The following is a 21226-nucleotide window of genomic DNA, read 5'->3' on the forward strand; positions in this document are numbered from 1 at the left end:
GCTTCCCGGCTTCGCTGGCCGATCTCCTGGCTCGGGACCAGCACCACGCACCTGCCCGACCCCGAGGGAGGTCGTGCCTGACCCCGAGGACGTCCCTGCCTGGCGTCGGGGCTGTGCCGTCAATCAGCAGAGGGGGCCAGCTGATCAAGTGGTACTGAACACCTCTTGTCTGATGGCATATGAGGTGAATTTTCAACCCGACATCGCTTGTTCCAGCGCGCGGTGGGCCCGCAACCCGGTCATAGCCGCAGACGCGCCTTTCGTTGCCCGCTTTCATTTCGGGAGCCTTTCATACAAAAAAGCAACATTGAAAACGTTATCTATTCACCTGTCGTCTACCTGAATGGCACGAATGGTTGGTCACTTAAAATTTCCTGTCATTTTTTTACCATTTAGCCTCCTCACCCCCTTGCTCAGGGCCGAGAGCCTGCCTAAAATCGCGCGTCTTTTATCAACCCCCACCTCTATTTTTGGAGAACGCCACGTGAGCGAAAAATTGGCCAACCCTGCCCCTCTGGGTCTGATGGGTTTCGGTATGACCACCATTCTGCTGAACATCCATAACGCAGGTTTCTTCCCCATCAGCGCCATGATCCTGGCCATGGGCCTGTGCTATGGCGGTCTGGCCCAGATCATCGCCGGCATCATGGAGTTCAAGCGTGGCAACACCTTCGGTGTCACCGCCTTCATCTCCTACGGCACCTTCTGGTGGAGCCTGGTGTTCCTGCTGGTGATGCCGACCATGGGTCTGGCCGAAGCCACTCCCCACGCCTACATGGGCTGGTATCTGCTGATGTGGGGCATGTTCACCCTGTTCATGCTGGTTGGCACCGTCAACTTCCCGCGGGTGAAGCAGTTCGTGTTTGCCTCCCTGACCGTGCTCTTCTTCCTGCTGGCCGCCCGTGACTTCACCGGCAGCACCCTGATCGGCACCATCGCCGGTTTCGAAGGGATCATCTGCGGCGCCAGCGCCATCTACCTGGCCATGGCCACCGTGATAAACGAGCAGTTCGGCCGTACCGTGCTGCCCATCGGCGATCACAAGAAAGCCGCCGCAGTCCAGCTCAAGGCTGCCGCATAATCTGCCGCGCCCTGGCGCTCGCGCCCATGCAAAAGGCACCCTCGGGTGCCTTTTGTTTTTCTGTCGCCTAGGCATAGAGCCCGTCAGCTGTGCAGCTCGCCATCCCCTGCCAGCCATCGGGTAGCCGGGAAGCGGGCGGCAGGCTGCTGACCATAGAAGCGGGCGAGCTGCTCGTAGACGGCGGGATAGACGGCCCTCAGACGCAGGGGCTCGGTGAAGAAGCTCTCGCTGCACACCGCGAAGAACTCGGCGGGATGGGTGGCGGCATAGGGGTCTATCTGGGTCACCTCTCCCCTGGCCAGCGCGGCATTCATCTCATCGAACGCGTTCTGCAGCGCCTGGGTCCATTGCCGCTGATCCATGCCGCTCGGGAGCGGTGGCCCGCCGTCGGCATCCCCCCCCAGCATGTCGAGCTTGTGCGCCAGCTCGTGGATCACCAGGTTGAAACCATCCCAGTCCCCATCCTGCTGCAACTCGCTCCAGGCCAGCACCAGGGGTCCCTGGGGCCAGGACTCGCCGGCGTTCTCCTCTTCAAACTCGCTCACCAGCCCGAACTCGTCCTGCACCTCCTGGCGGCGGGTGACGGGTTCGGGGATGATGATCACCTCGTGAAAGCCGCGATACCACTCCAGCCCAAGATGCAGTATGGGCAGCACAGCCTGCAGGGCCAGCACCCCCTGCTGACGGGGAGTGAGCTCGACCCCGATCTGGGTCAGCGTCTTGCGAGAGAGGAAGTGGCGGGCCAGTTCGATCAGCTGCTGCTCTTCATCGTGGGAGAAGCCCTGCAAGATGGGCACGGCCGCCAGGGCCTGCTGCCACTCCAGCGCCTCGGGGGCATGACGCTCCCCGGGGGATGCAAGACCGAATACCGCTTTCAACCTGGACCAGAACACACTGACTCCTCATGCCACATCAGAATAATTTCACGAACCGTTTCGGCCGCTCGCCATACCCTTGCGCCAGGTAGAAGCGGTGAGCCCCCTCGCGCTTGAGGCTGCTGGAGAGCTCCAGCTGGCTGCAACCCGAGGCTTGCGCCCGCGCCTCGGCCGCCGCCAGCAGCAGGGCACCCACGCCGCCGCCCCTTGCACCTTCATCGATAACCAGCGCCGAGATCAGGCCCCAGGCTGGTGCAAGGTGCATGGGTTGCAGCCGATGCCATACCAGAACCCCGACCATCTCCCCATGATAGAGGGCCACCAGCACCTCCCGAGCGGGATCCGGCTCGGCCAGCCGCCCGTCCACCTCCTCCTCCGGGGTCGGATAGCCCAGCTGGGCGAACAGCGCCGACAACAGGGCGCCATCCCCCCGCTCGGCGAGACGAATGGTGCAGTCATTTTCTCTTATTGTCACTCCTGGCCTCCTATTTGCACTATGCCCTGCGGGCCCCTGGATCTGGAAAAGATGCACTTGATGGGTAAGTTCCGAATCTTGTCCAGTTCCACGCACCATTTGTTAATGTCAATTCACAAATTAACAAAGTGACAACACTTTTCACTAGGAAGGGCCGATACAAACCGATATGTTAAAACCCGCGGACTAACCAGTCGAAAGTCCCGCACAATACTGAGTGACCCTCTTGGTCACCACATATTTCAATGTTTAGGGAGCGAGGCACAGACCTCGCCAAGACAGCGCAACAAAGGAGTTGTTGTACATGAATGAGATCGTCAATGCCATCAATGGCGTGATTTGGAGCCCAGCGCTCATCTATCTGTGCCTGGGGGTGGGCCTCTACTTCTCCCTGCGCAGCCGTTTCCTGCAACTGCGCCACATCAAGGAGATGGTGCGCCTGATGTTTGATGGCAAGAGCACGGATGCGGGCGTCTCCTCCTTCCAGGCGCTGGCCATGACCCTGGCCGGCCGGGTCGGTACCGGCAACATCGCCGGCGTCGCCACCGCCATCACCTTCGGGGGCCCGGGCGCCCTGTTCTGGATGTGGATGGTCGCCTTCCTCGGCGCCAGCTCCGCCTTCGTGGAGTCCACCCTGGGCCAGGTCTACAAGGAGAAGATCAACGGCGAGTACCGCGGCGGCCCGGCCTTCTACATCGAGAAAGGGCTCGGCATGAAGTGGTACGCCTGGACCTTCGCCATCGCCACCATCTTCGCCTGCGGCGTGCTGCTGCCTGGGGTGCAAGCGAACTCCATCGGCTCCAGTCTGCAGACCGCCTTTGACATCGATCCCAACGTCACCGCCGCCGGTCTGGCGCTGCTGCTCGGCTTCATCATCTTCGGCGGCGTGAAACGCATCGCCAGCTTCGCCAGTACTGTGGTGCCCTTCATGGCGCTCGGCTACATCATCGTCGCCTGCGTCATCATCGCCCTCAACATCGGCCAGCTGCCGGGTGTGATCCTGCTGATCTGGAAGAGCGCCTTCGGGATGGAAGCCGGTTTCGGTGCCATTCTGGGCCTGGCCATCATGTGGGGCGTCAAGCGTGGCGTCTACTCCAACGAAGCGGCACAGGGCACGGGCCCGCACGCCTCCTCCGCCGCCGCGGTGAGCCACCCGGCCAAACAGGGCCTGGTGCAGGCGTTCTCCGTCTACATCGACACCCTGTTCGTCTGCTCCGCCACCGGCTTTATGCTGCTGATCACCGGGCTTTACAACGTACAGGGTCCGGACGGTGCCGCCATCTATACCGGCATCGCCGGCATCGCAGCCGGCCCCGGTTATGTGCAGACCGCCATGGAGAGCATGATGCCCGGCTTTGGCAACTACTTCGTCGCCATCGCGCTGTTCTTCTTCGCGTTCACCACCATAGTGGCCTACTACTACATCGCCGAGACCAACATCGCCTTTGTCAACCGCAAGATTAACCGCCCCTGGCTCACCTTCCTGCTGAAGCTGGCCCTGATGGCCTCCACCGTCTACGGCACCGTCAAGACCGCCGATCTGGCCTGGGGTCTGGGTGACATCGGGGTCGGCCTGATGGCCTGGCTCAACATCGGTGCCATCCTGCTGCTGCAAAAGCCCGCCTTCGCCTGCCTGAAGGACTATGAGGCCCAAAAGGCCCTGGGGCTGGATCCCGTGTTCCACCCGGAAAAACTCGGCATCAAGAACGCCGACTACTGGACGGGCCGTCGCTCCGAGCAAAACCTGGAGCAGGAACAATCTGGTCACCCGTTCGAGCCGGATGCGGATTCCGTTGCCAAGTGATCAGACGGCACAATGCAAAATGGCAGCTTCGGCTGCCATTTTCATTTGTGCTCTCTTGAGGGGCGGCGGCTTAGAGCGCGTTGCGGCGCGGTCCGAACGGCAGGCGCCAGCGAAACAGGCTGTTGAGGGTTGCCCGCCACTGGTTGGGGCGCCCCAGGATCTGCTTCTGCAACCGGGTCTCCTCTTTTAGCATCAGCTCGTCGCTGCGGGCCCAGGCCTGATGGTAGAGCTGCTTGATCCCCGCCAGTGCATCCGGCGACTTGGTGATCAGGGTCCTGGCGAACTCCCGCGCCGCGTCGAGGGGATCCTCGCAGACCCGGCTCACCAGCCCGAGCGCCCGTGCCTCCTGGGCATCCAGCTCGCGGCCGCTCATGGCCAGCTCCATGGCGGTGTCCACCCCCATCAGATTGCGCAGGGTGACGCTGCCGCTCATGTCGGGGATGATGCCCCACTTGATCTCCATCACCGAGAAGCGGCAATCCGGGGTGCTGAAGCGAAAATCGGCCCCGAGCGCTATCTGCAGACCGCCGCCGAAACAGACCCCCTGGGTCACGGCAATCACAGGCACCGGCAACTGGTGCCAGCCATAGGCGACCCGCTGGGCCAGGTTGGTCGCCTCATCCGCCTCGCGCTTGAGAATATCGAGGGCCGCCACCGGCTGCCTCAGCATGGATTTCACATCCAGTCCGGCGCAGAACGCCCGCCCCTCGCCGTGCAGGATCACCGCCCGCAACCCCTTGTGCTGGGCGAGCTGCGTCAGCGTCTCGTCGATGGCGCCGAACATGGCCCTGTCCAGGGCATTGAGCTTGTCCCCCCGGGTCAGCATCACCTCGGCGATGCCGTCCCGGATCTCGCATCTGATCCTTGGCTTGTCCATTTCCTTCCTCTTCCTTGTGCCGACACTGGTCATACCACAACGTTACCAGAGTGTTATCGGCAGGTACAGGGAGGCCAGCCCGGCTCTGCGACTAAAGTCGGCTGGCCCCGCCCTGGCCCCTTTGCCAGACTGGCCCCATGCCCACAGGCCGAGAATTGTCATGTCACTCCTGTTCGATTTTGCCCGTCCGCCCTTTGACTGCCTGGGCGAGGCGGCCCGTGAACGACTCGGCCAGCGCCTCAGCATCTGCTACTTCCGCGCCGGCCAGACGGTGCAACAGCCGGGGGACGAGCCCGCCGGCCTCTACCTCGTCATCAAGGGCGCGGTGGAGGAGTCGGCGCCCCACCAGCCCTTCGGCGACTATGGCGTGGGGGACATGTTCGACGTGCGCGCCCAGTTCGACGGCCGCTGCCGCCATCGCTTCAGCGCCCTGGAGGACACCCTCTGCCAGCTGATCCCCCGCGACACCTTCCAGGGACTGTGCGACGCGCACCCTCCCTTCGCACACTATTTCACCGCGACCCTGGCCGAGCGTCAGCGAGAGCAGGAGCGCCGCGGCCAGCTCGGGCAACAGAACCTGGCGGAATTCATCCTGACCCGTATCGACCCCGGCCACCTGCAGCCGCCCCTGCAGCTCGACAGCCAGACCAGCCTGCTGGCCGCCAGCGAAGCCATGGCCAGCCGGGGCACCGATTGCCTGCTCTATCCCGCCGCCGACGGCAGCCTGAGCCTGGCCACCCGCAAGACCCTGCTCCATGCCCTGACCCTCAAGGGGCTGCCCCTGACGGCAACCCTGGCGGTGCTGACCCCGGCGCCGCTGATCGGCCTGACGCAGGGCAGCTATCTGTTCGATGCCCTGCTGCTGATGACCCGTCACCGCATCAAGCGGCTGGTCATCTGGCAGGGGCAGGAGGTGGCGGGAGTGCTGCACCTGACCCAGGTGCTGGGGCTCTTCTCCGCCCACTCCCATGTGCTGACCCTACGCATCGCCCGGGCGGACAGCCAGGGGGCCCTGGAGGCGGTGGCCCGGGAGCAGCAGCAACTCATCCGCACCCTGTTTGCCCAGGGGATCCATACCCTGTTTCTGATGAAGCTCATCGCCACCATCAACGAGCAGTTGATCGCCAAGGCCTTCGCCCTGGTGATCCCCCCCGAGGTGCAGGAGCAGGTGTGCCTGCTGATGCTGGGCTCTGAGGGGCGCGGCGAGCAGATCCAGAAGACCGATCAGGACAACGCCCTGATCCTGCCGGATGGCCTGCATTGGCCAGATCGGCAGGCCGATCTGGCCGCCTTCAGCGCCCTGCTCGCGCGCCTCGGCTACCCCCCCTGCCCGGGGAAGGTGATGGTCAGCAACCCGGAGTGGGTCAAGGGGGCCCGCCAGTGGCAGGACGAGATAGAGCAAGCCTGTGTGCGCGCCAGCGAGGCCGATCTGCTGTGGCTCGCCACCCTGGCCGATGCCCAGGCCATCATGGGGGATCGCCCTCTGCTCGCCCCCCTCGCCCGCCACCTGAGAAAGTGCCTGGTCGACCGGCCGGATCTGCTGGCGGAGATGGCCCGGGCGGCGGTCGCCTTTCACACCCCCCTCACCCTCTTTGGCCGGCTGGAGCAGGCCCCCGAGGGGCTGGATCTCAAACGCGGCGGCCTCTTCCCCCTGGTGCACGGCCTGCGGGTGCTGGCCCTGGAGGCTGAAGTGCTGGAGACCTCGACCCTGGGACGGATCGACGCCCTGGTGGCCGCGGGGCGCCTCAGCCCCGACTATGGCGCCAACCTGGCGGAAGCCTTCCGGCTATTTGTGCGGCTGCGGCTGCGCAGCCAGCTCAAGGATGGCGACAGCCGGGTACAGGTTGGCGAACTCGCGCACGGGGAGAGGGATCTGCTGCGCCATGCCCTGCATCAGGTGAAGAAGTTCCAGCAGTGGCTCACCTTGCACTTTCGTCTTAGGCAATAGGCATGTGGCGCCGCTGGCAACGTCATTGGCTGGGTAGAGCCTTCCGGGACGGGGAGTTTGCCCCGCTCTTTGCGCCCCCCCCCGAGGAGGAGTGGGTGGCGCTGGATTTCGAGACCACCAGCCTGGATCCCGCCAAGGCGGAGATCGTCTCCATCGGGGCCGTGCGCATCCAGGGCAACCGGGTGCTGATCGGCGAGGCCCTCAGCATCAGGGTGCAGCCACCGGCCAGCCTGAGCGCGCACTCCGTGGTGATCCACGGCCTGCGCCATCAGGATCTGCAGCAAGGAATGGCGCTGGAAGCCGCGCTGCACCTGCTGCTGGCCTTCATCGGGCCCCGCGAACTGGTGGGCTACCACATCGCCTATGACTTGCGGATCCTCAATCTGGCCTGCCAGCGGCACTGGGGGCTGCGCCTGCCCCAGCGTGGCATAGAGGTGAGCCGGCTCTATCACGACCAGCTCTTTCGGCGCTATCCCGACGCCGTCATCGACCTGCATCTGGCCGCCATCTGCCAGCATCTGGGGTTGCCGCCCCTGCCCCTGCACGACGCCCTGAGTGACGCCACCGCCGCCGCCCTCATCTTCCTGCGCCTGCATCAGGGCGGCCCGCTGGCTTATCCCAAAGTCTAATTGCCCGAAAATAACATTTAATTCACATTTTGCTTACATGAGCAGGTCTCCTGCTCGGTAGGGACACCCTTCAATCACAGCTGACACAACCGTCACGGAGAACTGCAATGGAACAGCAACGCTATCTGAGGATCCAGCAAGATCCCAACTTCCAGGAGCTGGTCAGCAAACGCCAGCGCTTCGCCTGGACCCTCTCCATCCTGATGCTGGGGCTCTACCTGGCGTTCATCCTGCTCATCGCCTTCGCCCCGGGCTGGCTTGGCACCCCGCTCAGCGACGGCTCCAGCATCACCCGCGGCATCCCGGTTGGCGTGGGCCTCATCGTCGCCTCCTTCGTGCTGACCGGCGTCTATGTATTCCGGGCCAACGGCGAGTTTGACGAGCTGAACCAGAAGATCCTCAAGGGAGTGCAATCATGAAAGGCAAGTCTCTGCTGCTGCTCGGCAGCCTGTTGTCCACCCCCCTGCTGGCGGCCGATGCGCTGACCGGCGAGGTGCAACGCCAGCCCCTCAACATCTCGGCCATCGTGATGTTCGTGGCCTTCGTGGCCGCCACCCTCTTCATCACCTACTGGGCCTCCAAGCGCAACCGCTCGGCCTCCGACTACTATGCCGCCGGCGGGCGCATCACCGGCTTCCAGAACGGTCTGGCCATCGCCGGCGACTACATGTCCGCCGCCTCCTTCCTCGGCATCTCCGCCCTGGTCTACACCTCGGGCTATGACGGCCTCATCTACTCCATCGGCTTCCTGGTAGGCTGGCCCATCATACTGTTCCTGATCGCGGAGCGGCTGCGCAACCTCGGCAAGTACACCTTCGCCGACGTGGCCTCCTACCGCCTCAAGCAGACCTCGGTGCGCAGCCTCTCCGCCAGCGGCTCCCTGGTGGTGGTCGCCCTCTACCTCATCGCCCAGATGGTGGGTGCCGGCAAGCTCATCGAGCTGCTGTTCGGCCTGCAATACCATGTGGCCGTGGTGCTGGTCGGCATCCTGATGGTGCTCTACGTGCTGTTCGGCGGCATGCTGGCCACCACCTGGGTCCAGATCATCAAGGCGGTCATGCTGCTCTCCGGCGCCTCCTTCATGGCCATCATGGTGATGAAGTCCGTCAACTTCGACATCGGCGCCCTGTTCAGCGAAGCGGTCAAGGTCCATGCCAATGGCGCCGCCATCATGAGCCCGGGTGGCCTGGTGGCCGACCCCATCTCCGCCATTTCCTTAGGGCTGGCCCTGATGTTCGGCACCGCCGGTCTGCCCCATATCCTGATGCGCTTCTTCACCGTGAGCGACGCCAAGGAAGCCCGTAAATCGGTGTTCTATGCCACCGGCTTCATCGGCTACTTCTACATCCTGACCTTCATCATCGGCTTCGGTGCCATCCTGCTGGTCAGCACCAACCCGGACTTCAAGGACGCCACCGGCGCCCTGCTGGGGGGCACCAACATGGCGGCCGTCCATCTGGCCGACGCCGTGGGTGGCAGCCTGTTCCTCGGCTTCATCTCTGCCGTGGCCTTCGCCACCATACTCGCCGTGGTCGCCGGGCTGACCCTGGCTGGCGCCTCTGCGGTCTCCCACGACCTCTATGCCTGCGTCATCAAGGAAGGCAAGGCCAACGAAGCCGACGAGCTGCGCGTCTCCAAGATGACCACGCTAGTGCTGGGCGTCGTCGCCATCGGTCTGGGCATACTGTTCGAGAAGCAGAACATCGCCTTCATGGTGGGCCTGGCCTTCTCCATCGCGGCGAGCTGCAACTTCCCGGTGCTCTTCCTCTCCATGTTCTGGTCCCGCCTCACCACCCGCGGCGCCGTCTATGGTGGCTGGCTGGGCCTCATCAGCGCCGTGACCCTGATGATCCTGGGCCCGACCGTGTGGGTGAAGGTACTGGGCCATGCCCAGGCGATCTTCCCCTACGAATACCCGGCGCTCTTCTCTATGGCGCTGGCCTTCATCGGGATCTGGTTCTTCTCGGTCACCGACAAGTCCCAGAACGCCTCCGACGAGCATGCGAAGTTCTTCCCGCAATTCGTCCGCTCCCAGACCGGGCTCGGTGCCTCCGGCGCCTCCGCCCACTAAGGTTGTCTGACTCCCCCAAGCCGGCCCAGTGCCGGCTTTTCTTATTCCGGGCCTCCCCCTCGCCTCTCCTTTCCCTCCCCTCAGGTGAGCGATGCCTTTTTCGCCACCGGGTTCCCGTTGCAATGGGCCCCGATCACAGTTCTTGCTAAAACTTTCGGGGGATCTGTGCCATAATGCGCGCCATTTGACAGACAACCCGGGACATCTCCTTTGTTAAGCAGCAACAACATCACCATGCAGTTCGGCGCCAAGCCGCTGTTTGAGAACATCAGCGTCAAGTTTGGCGGCGGCAACCGCTACGGCCTCATCGGCGCAAACGGCTGTGGCAAGTCCACCTTCATGAAGATCCTCGGCGGCGATCTGGAGCCCACTGGCGGTAATGTGAGCCTGGACGTCAACGAGCGCATCGGTAAGTTGCGCCAGGATCAGTTCGCCTACGAAGAGATGCGCGTGCTGGACGTGGTCATGATGGGTCATAGCGAGCTGTGGGCCGCCATCGCCGAGCGCGATGCCATCTATGCCAACCTCGACGCCACCGACGACGACTACATGAAGGCCGCCGAGCTGGAAGGCCTGGTCGCCGAGTATGACGGCTATACCGCCGAATCCCGCGCCGGCGAGCTGCTGCTGGGTGCCGGCATCCCCATCGAGCTGCACAACGGCCCCATGAGCGAAGTGGCCCCGGGCTGGAAACTGCGGGTGCTGCTGGCACAGGCGCTGTTCTCCAACCCCGACATCCTGCTGCTGGACGAACCGACCAACAACCTGGACATCAACACCATCCGCTGGCTGGAGCAGGTGCTCAACGATCGTGAAAGCACCATGATCATCATCTCTCACGACCGTCACTTCCTGAACTCCGTCTGCACCCACATGGCGGATCTGGACTACGGCGAGCTGCGCGTCTACCCGGGCAACTACGACGAATACATGACGGCGGCCACCCAGGCCCGCGAGCGTCTGATCGCCGACAACGCCAAGAAGAAGGCCCAGATTGCCGATCTGCAATCCTTCGTCTCCCGTTTCAGTGCCAACGCCTCCAAGTCGAGCCAGGCCACCTCCCGCCTCAAGCAGATCGACAAGATCAAGATCGAGGAAGTGAAGGTCTCCAGCCGTCAGAACCCCTTCATCCGCTTCGAGCAGGAGAAGAAGCTCTACCGCAACATCCTGGAGATCGAAGGGCTGTCCAAGGGGTATGGTGAGGAGCCGCTGTTCAAGGGCCTGAGCATGATGCTGGAAGTGGGCGAGAAGGTCGCCATTCTGGGTACCAACGGCATCGGTAAATCCACCCTGATCAAGACCCTCATGGGCGAGCTGGCACCGGACAGCGGCACCATCAAGTGGTCCGAGAACGCCCAGATCGGCTACTACGCCCAGGATCACGCCGACGATTTCGACACCGATCTCAACGTGTTCGACTGGATGTCCCAGTGGAAGCAGCCCAACGAAGACGAGCAGGCGGTACGCTCGGTGCTGGGTCGTCTGCTCTTCTCCCAGGACGACATCAAGAAGCCGGTCAAGGTGCTCTCCGGTGGCGAACAGGGTCGCATGCTGTTCGGCAAGCTGATGATGCAACGTCCCAACATCCTGATCATGGATGAGCCGACCAACCACCTGGACATGGAATCCATCGAATCCTTGAACCTGGCGCTGGAGATGTATCAAGGGACCCTCATCTTCGTCTCTCACGACCGTGAGTTCGTCTCCTCCCTGGCGACCCGTATCATGGAACTGACCGAGAACGGCATCCGCGACTTCGGCGGCACCTACGAGGATTACCTGCGCAGTCAGGGCGTGGTGTAACCCCCGGGTCTTACATCGTAAAACCGGCGCCAGTGGCGCCGGTTTTTTTATGCCTCCGTGCACCCCAGCAAGCGTCCCCCACGGCAAGGGAAGAATGGGATGGGGGGAGCAAGAGCCGCGCACTCTTATGCAGCCGTCCGGCTTATCCCAGGATAGACAGCACCAGCCGGTGCCTGGCCCCTTCCCTCTTCAGCCGCCCACGCTTGCCGAGCGGACACATGTTCGGGACATAAAAAAACGGCTCCATCAAGGAGCCGTTTTCAATTGAGGGCGTGAGTCGATTACTCGACGGTCGCCTCCACGTCGGTGAAGTACTCAATCTTGGCCGCTTTGCGCAGCTCGTCGATCAGCGACTTGTAGTCGGCCTGGGCCTTGCCCTGACCGAGCTGGCCTTGCAGCAGGCTCACCATCTGGGAGGGCTCCTTGGTCACATTGACCTTGTCCAGCGCCACCACCACGCGATCGCCATTGGCTTCGGCCACCAGCTCGACGCTCGGCTTGCCATCCTTCGGATGGGGCATGCGGAACGCCTGGGCCAGCAGGTTCTGATCCATCTCCTGGGCGAAGCGGGAGACACCCTTGTGGCTCTCCACCTTCAGCCCGAGGGCGGTCAGATCGGCCTGGATGTCCTCGCCAGCGTGCAGCTTGTCCAGCAGGCCCTGGGCCTTGCCACGGGCCACTTCGCTGGCCTTCTCATGCTTGATGGCCGCAATCACCTGATCCTTGATCTCCGCCAGCGGCTTGGCCGCCTTGGGCTGGTGACCCATGATGTGCAGCACCAGCGCCTTGCCATCGGAGAGTTCGATCACGTCGGAGTTGGTGTTGTCGTCGCGCAGTTGCTCGGAGAAGGCAGCCGCAAGCACCTTGGGATCATTGAGTGGCGCTTGGGCATCGGCCTGGCTGAAGTAATCAGACGAGATCACCTTCAGACCCATGGCTTCGGCAGTCAGATCCAGGGAGTCCGGGTTCTCGAAGCTGCTGTCGGCCATCTTCTGCTGCTCGGCGAAGAACAGCTCCTTGGCCTTGTCCGCTTGCAGACGGGCGATGGTTTCGCTCATCACATCCACGAACGGCTTGGTCTTGCCAGGCTCGACGGCCAGCAGCTTGATGATGTGGAAACCAAACGGGCTTTTCACCACGGTGGAGAGATCGCCGGCCTTGGCCAGTGCAAAGGCAGCCTGCTCGAAGGCAGGATCCATCACCCCTTTCTCGAACCAGTCCAGTTCGCCGCCCTTCTTGGCGGAGAAGGTATCGCCGGAGTTGGCTTTGGCCAGGGTCGCGAAGTCTTCACCGCCCTTGACCTTGGCCAGCAGCTCGTCGGCCTTCTGCTGGGCCGCCTTCTCATCCTTGCCAAAGGGGATCAGGATGTGTGCCACGCGGCGACGCTCGGCACGCTGGAACAGGTCCTGGTGCTGATCGTAGTAATCCTGGGCATCCTGCTCGGTCACCTTGATGTTCTTGCCGAGGTTGGCCGCATCCAGCAGCAGGTAGTCGACCTTGACCTTCTCGTCGTTCATGAAGCGGCCGCTGTTGGTCTTGTAGAACTGCTCTACCTCGGCGTCGCTCACCTCGACCTCACCCAGGTAGGCGGAGGCAGCCAGGCGCACCAGGCGAAGGTCCCGGGTCTGGTTGTAGAGCTTGTCGAGCTGCTCGGCCTCGCCCTTGAGGGCGAACTCGGAGCCCAGCACGGCGCCCATCAGTTGCTGGCGCACCATGTCCTGGCGCAGGGAGTCGCGGAACATCTCGGGGGTCATGCCGGCACGGCGGATCAGCTGCAGGTAGCGATCGTTGTTGAACTTGCCGTCCTCGGCAAACTCCGGCATGGCGACGATGGCCTGCTTGATCTGTTCGTCACTGACCCGCAGGCCGAGCTGACGGGCCTTGTCATCGATCAGCGCCTGATCGATCAGCCGGTCCAGCACACCGCGGCGGAACTGTTTCATGTAGTCGGGGTTGGCGGCCAGCTGGTTGAAGGCCTCACCCATTTGGGATTCCATGCGGGCCCGCTCGTTGCGATAGGCATTCTCCAGTGCGGGGGCACTGATGTCATTGCCGTTGACGGTAGCGGGGGCGGTACGTGCCGGGCCATTGAGGTAGCTGCCTACACCGGCCAAGGCAAAGGAGAGGATGATCAGGCCCAAGATAACCTTGGCTACCTTGCCCTGCGCCCCTTCGCGTAGTTTATCCAACATCATGTTTGTACTTATGCTCCCGAACTCGATGGGCATGAATAATGAAAAGGCGCACCGATTGCGATGCGCCTTGGTCAATCAGTATGAGGGAGAGCCCTCTCACTTGTCTGGTCAGCGACCAAGGTCGGAGCCGATGAAAATCAGCGCCCGGCTTAGTTGACCGCGTCTTTCAGGGCCTTACCGGCTTTGAAGGCAGGAACTTTACCGGCAGCGATTTCGATGGTCGCACCAGTTTGCGGGTTACGGCCAGAACGAGCGGCACGCTCGCGAACGGCGAAAGTACCGAAGCCAACCAGAGCAACCTGGTCACCCTCTTTCAGGGCTTCACCAACGGCGTCAATGAAAGCATCCAGCGCACGACCAGCGGCAGCTTTGGAGATATCAGCACCGTCTGCAATCTTGTCAATCAGTTGAGATTTATTCACTCTTATATTCCCCTTTTATCGAACATCGCTGCGGCACTGATTTCCCTGGCCACAACAAGTGGAGGTTTTATAACAAGCCTCCTGATCAGTTGCAAGTGACAATCTGGCGCAAACCCGCGCCACATCACGCATTGCGACTCATCATGAGTACCCGATCGGTGGTCAAGGCTACTTCCGTTATCCGGCGCATGCAAGCCTTAACCACCCCCCGAATGCGCCAAATTTGCGGCGCATCAACATTTACACGACAGAAACGCGTTCGAAACCCTGCGGATTGTCCTGCAACGCCAGTGCAAGCACCTCATCAATCCAGCGAACCGGATAAATTTCAAGGTCTTGTTTGACATTGTCCGGGATCTCCTCGAGATCGCGTTCGTTCTCTTTCGGGATGAGCACCCGCTTGATACCGCCACGGTGAGCCGCCAGCAGTTTCTCCTTGAGCCCCCCGATGGGCAGCACTTCGCCCCGCAGGGTGATCTCGCCGGTCATGGCCACATCGGCACGCACCGGGTTGCCGGTGAGGCTGGAGACCAGGGCGGTACACATGGCGATACCGGCGCTCGGGCCGTCCTTTGGGGTCGCCCCTTCCGGCACGTGCACGTGGATGTCGCGCTTCTCGTAGAAGTCGGCATTGATGCGCAGCTTCTCGGCACGGGCCCGCACCACCGTCATGGCGGCCTGGATGGACTCCTGCATCACGTCACCGAGGGAACCGGTATAAGTGAGCTTGCCCTTGCCCGGCATGTTGGTGGTCTCGATGGTGAGCAGATCGCCCCCCACTTCGGTCCACGCCAGCCCGCACACCTGACCGATCTGGTTCTGATCGGTGGCCTTGCCGTAGTCGAAACGCTGTACCCCGAGGAACTCCTTGAGGTTCTCCTGATTGACCTGAACATGCTTGATGCTCTTGTCCAGCAGGATGCGTTTGACCGCCTTGCGACAGATCTTGGAGATCTCGCGCTCCAGGCTACGCACCCCCGCCTCGCGGGTGTAGTAGCGGATGACGCCGATCAGGGCGGAATCTTCGATGGTGATCTCGGACTCCTTCAGGCCGTTGCGCTGGATCTGCTTGGCCACCAGGTGCTGCTTGGCGATGTTGAGCTTCTCGTCCTCGGTGTAACCGGACAGACGGATCACTTCCATCCGGTCCAGCAGCGGACCCGGGATGTTCATGGAGTTGGAGGTGGCCACGAACATCACGTCCGACAGGTCATAATCCACTTCCAGATAGTGATCGTTGAAGCTGCTGTTCTGCTCGGGATCCAGCACTTCCAGCAGGGCGGAAGCGGGATCGCCGCGCATGTCCGAGCTCATCTTGTCGATTTCGTCGAGCAGGAACAGCGGGTTCTTCACGCCGACTTTCGCCATCTTCTGGATGAGCTTGCCGGGCATGGAGCCGATATAGGTGCGGCGGTGACCGCGGATCTCCGCCTCGTCACGCACGCCGCCGAGCGCCATGCGCACGTACTTGCGACCGGTCGCCTTGGCGATGGACTGACCGAGCGAGGTCTTGCCCACACCGGGAGGCCCGACCAAACAGAGGATGGGGCCCTTGAGCTTGTTCACCCGCGCCTGCACCGCCAGGTACTCGAGGATGCGATCCTTGACCTTGTCCAGGCCATAGTGATCCGAATCCAGCACCTCTTGGGCCTTGGCGAGATCTTTCTTGACCTTGGAGCGGGCCTTCCACGGCACCTGCACCATCCAGTCCACATAGCTGCGCACCACTGTGGCTTCCGCGGACATGGGGGACATCATCTTCAGCTTGGCAAGCTCGGCCAGGGCCTTCTCACGGGCATCGTCCGGCATCCCCGCCTCGTCAATCTTGCGATTGAGGGCTTCGAATTCGTCCGGGCTGTCTTCCAGCTCACCCAGCTCTTTCTGGATGGCCTTCATCTGCTCGTTGAGATAGTACTCCCGCTGGCTCTTCTCCATCTGCTTCTTGACCCGGGAGCGGATGCGCTTCTCGACCTGCAACAGATCGATCTCCGACTCCATCATGGCCATCAGAAACTCGATGCGCTCGGACACAGAGGCGATTTCCAGCACCTTCTGCTTGTCTTCGAGCTTGAGCGGCATGTGGGCAGCCATGGTGTCAGCCAGGCGCGCCGCATCGTCGATCGCCGAGATCGAGGTCAGCACCTCGGGCGGGATCTTCTTGTTGAGCTTGATGTAGCCTTCAAACTGGCCGATGGCGGAGCGCACCAGCACATCCTGATCCTTCTCCTCGATGGGGGCAGACGCTATGTACTGCGCCTCACCGACGAAGAAGTCCTTGTCATCGATCATCCGCTCAAGACGGGCACGCTGGCCCCCTTCCACCAGCACCTTGACGGTGCCGTCAGGCAGCTTGAGCATCTGCAAAATGTTGGCCACTGTCCCGACGGAGAAGATCTCCTCCACCGTCGGCTCGTCAGTTGACGCATCCTTCTGGGCCACCAGCAGGACTTTCTTGTCCTGCTCCATGGCCGCTTCCAGACAGCGAATGGATTTTTCCCGCCCCACAAAGAGTGGAATGACCATGTGGGGGTAAACCACCACGTCACGAAGAGGCAGGACGGGAATCTCGATGCGTTCTGAACGCTCTAGGTTCATATATGTCCTCTCGGCTTGTTATACCGTTGGCAAAGCGCTTGGCTGAGTATATGGGGGCGCAAAGATGAGATTCAATCGCCTTGGCCGTAAAAAGCATGAAAGGGGCAAAATGCCCCTTTATGTGATTAAAAATCAGTCAGTTACTCTGACGCGGCGGCCTGTGTCTCGGGATTGTCGTAGATCATCAGGGGGGCGGAGTCCCCCTTGATCACCGTCTCGTCGATCACCACCTTGCTGACCCCTTCCAGGGAGGGCAGGTCATACATGGTGTCGAGCAACACGGCTTCGACGATGGATCTCAGGCCACGGGCACCGGTCTTGCGCTCCATCGCCTTGCGCGCGATGGCGTTCAGGGCGTCGTCACGGAACTCCAGCTCCACCTCTTCCAGGGCAAACAACGCGGCGTACTGCTTGGTCAGCGCGTTCTTCGGCTCTTTCAGGATCTGGATGAGGGCCGCTTCGTCCAGCTCGGTGAGGGTCGCCACTACCGGCAGACGACCGATGAACTCGGGGATGAGACCGTACTTGATCAGATCTTCCGGCTCCACCTTGGCAAAGTTCTCACTCAGGGTCGCCTTGGCATTCTTGGATTTGACGTCGGCACCAAAGCCGATGCCGGTCCCCTTGACGGAACGCTGCTCGATCACCTTGTCCAGGCCGGCGAAGGCGCCACCACAGATGAAGAGGATCTTGGAGGTATCAACCTGCAGGAACTCCTGCTGCGGATGCTTGCGGCCCCCTTGCGGCGGCACGGAAGCGATGGTGCCCTCGATCAGCTTCAGCAGTGCCTGCTGCACCCCTTCCCCGGAGACATCGCGGGTGATGGAGGGGTTGTCCGACTTGCGGGAGATCTTGTCGATCTCGTCGATGTAGACGATGCCGCGCTGGGCCTTCTCCACGTCGTAGTCGCACTTTTGCAGCAACTTCTGGATGATGTTCTCCACGTCCTCGCCCACATAACCGGCCTCGGTCAATGTGGTGGCATCGGCCATGGTGAAAGGCACATCCAGCAGACGGGCGAGCGTCTCCGCCAGCAGGGTCTTGCCGCTGCCGGTCGGGCCAATCAGCAGGATGTTGGACTTGCCAAGCTCCACACCACCGGACTCGCTGCCGCTGCGCAGACGCTTGTAGTGGTTGTAGACGGCAACTGCCAGCACCTTCTTGGCGTACTCCTGCCCGATCACGTAGTCGTCCAGATGAGCGCGGATTTCATGAGGGGTCGGCAGCTCGCTACCATCGCGCTTGGGAGAGATCTCGCGGATCTCCTCGCGGATGATGTCGTTGCACAGCTCGACACACTCATCACATACGTAGACGGAAGGGCCAGCGATCAGCTTACGCACTTCATGCTGGCTTTTGCCGCAGAAAGAGCAATAAAGCAGCTTGTCGCCCTCACCCTTGCGTTTCTCTGTCATTCAGCGACCTCGTTTTATCAATAGAGGATGGATCGTCCTGTTGAGTTTACAACAGGACGGGATACCCTGCTCAGCCGCGCTGGCTCAGGATGCCGTCAACCAGACCATAGGCCACGGCCTGCTCGGCCGACATGAAGTTGTCACGGTCGGTGTCGCGTTCGATGGTGGCCATGTCCTGTCCGGTATGGAAAGCCAGACGATCGTTCAGGGTATTTTTGATTTTCAGGATCTCCTGGGCATGGATCTGGATGTCAGATGCCTGGCCCTGGAAGCCTCCCAGCGGCTGGTGGATCATCACCCGAGCGTTAGGCAGGCAGAAGCGCTTGCCCTTGGCACCGCCGGCCAGCAGGAAGGCGCCCATGGAGCAGGCCTGCCCCATGCAGACGGTGCTGACGTCCGGCTTGATGAACTGCATGGTGTCATAGATGGACATCCCCGCAGTGACGGCACCACCCGGTGAGTTGATGTAGATGCTGATGTCCTGATCCGGGTTTTCGGACTCCAGGAACAGCAGCTGAGCCACCACCAGATTCGCCATGTGATCCTCAACCTGACCGGTCAGGAAGATCACCCGCTCCTTGAGCAGACGGGAATAGATGTCATAGGAACGCTCCCCTTTCGCCGTCTGCTCGACCACCATAGGGATGAGCGCATTGCGTGGGGATTCAGTCACATCGTTATAGTTCTTGTACATAAGGCATTGTCCCTAAAATAAAATGGCCCGAGTGGAGATCACACGAGCCATTATACTTAACAGTTTTGACCTTAAGTCAAATGTTCTTAGGCAGCGGCACCGGACTTGTTGATCACTTCGTCGAAGGCAACTTCTTTCTCGGTCACTTGCGCCTTGGACAGGATCAGGTCGATGGCTTGATCTTCGATGGCCAGGTTACGAACGCCGTTCAGCATCTGCTCGTTCTTCTGGTAGTACTCGATCACTTCCTTCGGATCTTCGTAGGCAGTGGCCATGGACTCGATGATGCTGGTCACACGGGCGTCGTCAGCCTTGATCTCGTTGGTGCGGATGACGTCACCCAGCAGCAGACCGACGCGTACGCGACGCTCGGCTTGCGCCTGGAACAGCTCGGCCGGCAGCTCGGGAGCGTTGCCGCCCTGGAAGCCACCGAAACGCTGCAGCGCTTGCTGACGCAGGGCATCGATTTCCTGGGCAACGGCAGCCTTCGGCAGATCGATCTGGTTGGCTTCAACCAGGCCGTTCAGAACCTGCTCTTTCACGCTGTTCTTCAGGGCTTGAGCCAGTTCGCGCTCCATGTTCTTGCGCACTTCGGCTTTCAGCTCTTCGACGCTGCCGCTCTCGATGCCAAAACGCTTGACGAACTCTTCGGTCAGCTCAGGCAGAACCTGCTCTTCAACCTTGCTCAGCTTGGAGGCGAACTTGGCCGCTTTGCCCTTCAGGGCTTCGGCGTGGTAGTCAGCCGGGAAAGTCACCTCGATGGTGAACTCGTCGCCCGCTTTCTTGCCCAGGATGGCGTCTTCGAAGCCAGGGATCATGCGGCCGGCGCCCAGTTCCAGAGTGAAACCTTCAGCCTTGCCACCGTCGAACTCTTCACCGTCGATGGAACCGACGAAGTCCAGGGTGACACGCATGCCATTGGCGGCAGCGGCATCGACATCAGACCAGGTGGCGTGCTGCTTGCGCAGGGTGTCGATCATGTTGGCCAGGTCGGCATCCTTGACGGAGGCAACCGGCTTCTCGACCTTGATGCTCTCGAGGCCGGCAACTTCAAACTCCGGGTACACTTCGAAAGTGGCGGTGAATTCGAAATCCTGGCCTTCCTTGATCTCTTTCGGATCCATGGTCGGCGCACCGGCCGGGCTCAGTTTGCTCTCGATGATGGCCTTGATGAAGTTGTTCTGCATCATTTCATCGGCAACGCGGGCATGGGCCATGGCGCCGAACATCTTCTTGATGATGGCAACCGGAGCCTTGCCAGGACGGAAACCGTCGATGCGACGAGTCTTGGCCAGGCCATTCAATTCTTTACGCACGGCAGCGTCAACGGTAGCAGCCGGTACAGTGATGGTAAGACGGCGTTCCAGACCTTGGGTTGTCTCTACAGAAACTTGCATTCTTTTACCTCGTTCAACTCAGCACTGTGTGCTGACCCTTTATTACCCCTGGGCAAAGCCCGGAGTCTTCCTGTTTATAAAGACAACGACTGTCTTTGTGATGAGAAAATATGACGCGACATTATAGCGGCGCACATTGGTCGCGTCGAGCCGCACATCCCCCATCCGGGGCACAGACAGCACAATTTGCGCAAGACTGCCTCCTATATGGGGAAGCCTTGCGCCGAGTTCAAGCATCAGGTTCGCAATAATTTGCGCTTGCTCACCCTTTTGCACGCCACGCTGTGCTTTTTACATCTCCCGGCGTCGTCGGGAGAGGTGCTGTCAGGGGGTCTGCGACCCAAATTGTCCGCCTTCTCGCATCAGCCATTGCGTCCCTCGGCGCCGCTCGCTATGGTGACTGCCAATTTATGAGTCTGGAGAGACCCACATGTCCTTTTTCCGCTTCTTGTTCAATCTGCTCTGGTTTGTACTGGGGGGCGTCTTTATGGGGCTGGCCTGGTGGCTGGCCGGGCTGCTCTGCTTCGTCTCCCTGATCGGGATCCCCTGGGGACGGGCTTGTTTCGTCATCGGTACCTTCACCTTCTTCCCGTTCGGCAAGCAGGCGGTCAACCGCAAGACAATGACGGGCCAGAGCGACATCGGCACAGGGGCCCTCGGGATGATTGGCAACATCCTCTGGTTCCTGGTGATCGGGATCTGGCTGGCCATAGGCCACATCGCCTCGGCCCTGGCCTGCTTCGTGACCATCATCGGCATCCCGTTCGGCATCCAGCACCTCAAGCTGGCGCTGATTGCCCTGGCCCCCATAGGCCAGATGATAGTCACCAACCACGAGGCCGAATCCGGTCGCTATATTCGCTAAGCAAGAATGCATCGCCAGGCTATGCCTGGGATGTCAAAAAAGGGCAGACTAGGGTCTGCCCTTTTTCATTGCCCCAGTTC

17 protein-coding genes are annotated in these 21226 nt (G+C 61.4%); 8 read left to right on the forward strand and 9 right to left on the reverse strand.

Translation table 11 applies throughout. The features are described from left to right. Positions 1–484 precede the first annotated feature (484 nt). On the forward strand, positions 485–1081 hold the full coding sequence (locus tag AC1IN8_RS01710; protein ID WP_005315399.1) for an acetate uptake transporter: 597 nt from the start codon (positions 485–487) through the stop codon (positions 1079–1081). 83 nt (positions 1082–1164) lie between these two features. Here the strand turns inward: AC1IN8_RS01710 and AC1IN8_RS01715 are convergent, their stop codons facing one another. Both AC1IN8_RS01715 and AC1IN8_RS01720 read right to left on the reverse strand, forming a co-directional pair. Next, the gene (locus AC1IN8_RS01715; RefSeq protein ID WP_429159395.1) at positions 1165–1974 is read right to left on the reverse strand and encodes a M90 family metallopeptidase; all 810 of its coding nucleotides are present in this window, start codon (positions 1972–1974) and stop codon (positions 1165–1167) included. A 19-nt stretch (positions 1975–1993) separates the two neighbouring features. Then, positions 1994–2431, reverse strand: coding sequence for a GNAT family N-acetyltransferase (locus AC1IN8_RS01720; protein WP_479757850.1), 438 nt, complete (start codon positions 2429–2431; stop codon positions 1994–1996). A gap of 304 nt (positions 2432–2735) precedes the next feature. Between AC1IN8_RS01720 and AC1IN8_RS01725 the strand changes: the two genes are divergently transcribed. Then, complete coding sequence (locus tag AC1IN8_RS01725; protein ID WP_319916959.1) at positions 2736–4235, forward strand: alanine/glycine:cation symporter family protein; 1500 nt, start codon at positions 2736–2738, stop codon at positions 4233–4235. A 70-nt stretch (positions 4236–4305) separates the two neighbouring features. Here AC1IN8_RS01725 and AC1IN8_RS01730 read toward each other — a convergent pair whose 3' ends face one another. Continuing rightward, positions 4306–5112 carry a crotonase/enoyl-CoA hydratase family protein gene (locus AC1IN8_RS01730; RefSeq protein ID WP_247626284.1) on the reverse strand — a complete coding sequence of 269 codons (807 nt, stop codon included), beginning with the start codon at positions 5110–5112 and terminating at the stop codon, positions 4306–4308. A 160-nt stretch (positions 5113–5272) separates the two neighbouring features. On the opposite strand from AC1IN8_RS01730, the gene AC1IN8_RS01735 reads away from it, so the two are divergent. The 5 genes from AC1IN8_RS01735 (at position 5273) to AC1IN8_RS01755 (ending at position 11563) form a co-directional block, all read left to right on the forward strand. After that, positions 5273–7060, forward strand: coding sequence for a putative nucleotidyltransferase substrate binding domain-containing protein (locus AC1IN8_RS01735; RefSeq protein ID WP_479757853.1), 1788 nt, complete (start codon positions 5273–5275; stop codon positions 7058–7060). A 2-nt stretch (positions 7061–7062) separates the two neighbouring features. Then, positions 7063–7689 carry a 3'-5' exonuclease gene (locus tag AC1IN8_RS01740; protein WP_479757855.1) on the forward strand — a complete coding sequence of 209 codons (627 nt, stop codon included), beginning with the start codon at positions 7063–7065 and terminating at the stop codon, positions 7687–7689. A 107-nt stretch (positions 7690–7796) separates the two neighbouring features. Then, positions 7797–8108 (forward strand): DUF485 domain-containing protein, encoded by a 312-nt coding sequence (locus AC1IN8_RS01745; RefSeq protein WP_139439389.1) that lies wholly within the window; start codon positions 7797–7799, stop codon positions 8106–8108. Further along, positions 8105–9760 carry a cation acetate symporter gene (locus AC1IN8_RS01750; RefSeq protein ID WP_202045411.1) on the forward strand — a complete coding sequence of 552 codons (1656 nt, stop codon included), beginning with the start codon at positions 8105–8107 and terminating at the stop codon, positions 9758–9760. The genes AC1IN8_RS01745 and AC1IN8_RS01750 overlap by 4 nt, the downstream gene beginning before the upstream one ends. A 210-nt stretch (positions 9761–9970) precedes the next feature. Next, positions 9971–11563, forward strand: coding sequence for an ABC-F family ATPase (locus tag AC1IN8_RS01755; RefSeq protein ID WP_139439391.1), 1593 nt, complete (start codon positions 9971–9973; stop codon positions 11561–11563). 281 nt (positions 11564–11844) lie between these two features. Here the strand turns inward: AC1IN8_RS01755 and ppiD are convergent, their stop codons facing one another. From ppiD to tig, 6 genes are all read right to left on the reverse strand, one after another. After that, positions 11845–13758 carry a peptidylprolyl isomerase gene (gene ppiD, locus AC1IN8_RS01760; protein ID WP_479757857.1) on the reverse strand — a complete coding sequence of 638 codons (1914 nt, stop codon included), beginning with the start codon at positions 13756–13758 and terminating at the stop codon, positions 11845–11847. Positions 13759–13907: 149 nt separating this feature from the next. Then, a complete protein-coding gene (gene hupB, locus AC1IN8_RS01765) occupies positions 13908–14180 on the reverse strand; it encodes a nucleoid-associated protein HU-beta (RefSeq protein WP_005315375.1) in 273 nt (90 codons plus the stop codon). 240 nt (positions 14181–14420) lie between these two features. Further along, the gene (gene lon / locus AC1IN8_RS01770) at positions 14421–16775 is read right to left on the reverse strand and encodes an endopeptidase La (protein ID WP_247626290.1); all 2355 of its coding nucleotides are present in this window, start codon (positions 16773–16775) and stop codon (positions 14421–14423) included. A 140-nt stretch (positions 16776–16915) separates the two neighbouring features. Next, positions 16916–18190, reverse strand: coding sequence for an ATP-dependent protease ATP-binding subunit ClpX (gene clpX / locus AC1IN8_RS01775; RefSeq protein WP_005324108.1), 1275 nt, complete (start codon positions 18188–18190; stop codon positions 16916–16918). A 70-nt stretch (positions 18191–18260) separates the two neighbouring features. Then, positions 18261–18884 (reverse strand): ATP-dependent Clp endopeptidase proteolytic subunit ClpP, encoded by a 624-nt coding sequence (gene clpP, locus AC1IN8_RS01780; RefSeq protein ID WP_005324106.1) that lies wholly within the window; start codon positions 18882–18884, stop codon positions 18261–18263. Positions 18885–18970: 86 nt separating this feature from the next. Beyond that, positions 18971–20281 carry a trigger factor gene (gene tig, locus AC1IN8_RS01785; RefSeq protein ID WP_139439394.1) on the reverse strand — a complete coding sequence of 437 codons (1311 nt, stop codon included), beginning with the start codon at positions 20279–20281 and terminating at the stop codon, positions 18971–18973. A gap of 430 nt (positions 20282–20711) precedes the next feature. On the opposite strand from tig, the gene AC1IN8_RS01790 reads away from it, so the two are divergent. Next, on the forward strand, positions 20712–21146 hold the full coding sequence (locus tag AC1IN8_RS01790; protein ID WP_025326815.1) for a YccF domain-containing protein: 435 nt from the start codon (positions 20712–20714) through the stop codon (positions 21144–21146). The last annotated feature ends 80 nt before the right edge of the window (positions 21147–21226 follow it).

The organism is Aeromonas sp. 130281 (genome assembly GCF_056642115.1).

Bases quoted from the DNA above. Each gene is read 5' to 3' on its own strand.
- clpP (WP_005324106.1), bottom strand. From the start codon at position 18,884: ATGTACAAGAACTATAACGATGTGACTGAATCCCCACGCAATGCGCTC.
- AC1IN8_RS01750 (WP_202045411.1), top strand. From the start codon at position 8,105: ATGAAAGGCAAGTCTCTGCTGCTGCTCGGCAGCCTGTTGTCCACCCCC.
- AC1IN8_RS01735 (WP_479757853.1), top strand. From the start codon at position 5,273: ATGTCACTCCTGTTCGATTTTGCCCGTCCGCCCTTTGACTGCCTGGGC.
- clpX (WP_005324108.1), bottom strand. From the start codon at position 18,190: ATGACAGAGAAACGCAAGGGTGAGGGCGACAAGCTGCTTTATTGCTCT.
- ppiD (WP_479757857.1), bottom strand. From the start codon at position 13,758: ATGATGTTGGATAAACTACGCGAAGGGGCGCAGGGCAAGGTAGCCAAG.
- AC1IN8_RS01790 (WP_025326815.1), top strand. From the start codon at position 20,712: ATGTCCTTTTTCCGCTTCTTGTTCAATCTGCTCTGGTTTGTACTGGGG.
- AC1IN8_RS01730 (WP_247626284.1), bottom strand. From the start codon at position 5,112: ATGGACAAGCCAAGGATCAGATGCGAGATCCGGGACGGCATCGCCGAG.
- AC1IN8_RS01740 (WP_479757855.1), top strand. From the start codon at position 7,063: ATGTGGCGCCGCTGGCAACGTCATTGGCTGGGTAGAGCCTTCCGGGAC.
- tig (WP_139439394.1), bottom strand. From the start codon at position 20,281: ATGCAAGTTTCTGTAGAGACAACCCAAGGTCTGGAACGCCGTCTTACC.
- AC1IN8_RS01745 (WP_139439389.1), top strand. From the start codon at position 7,797: ATGGAACAGCAACGCTATCTGAGGATCCAGCAAGATCCCAACTTCCAG.
- AC1IN8_RS01725 (WP_319916959.1), top strand. From the start codon at position 2,736: ATGAATGAGATCGTCAATGCCATCAATGGCGTGATTTGGAGCCCAGCG.
- lon (WP_247626290.1), bottom strand. From the start codon at position 16,775: ATGAACCTAGAGCGTTCAGAACGCATCGAGATTCCCGTCCTGCCTCTT.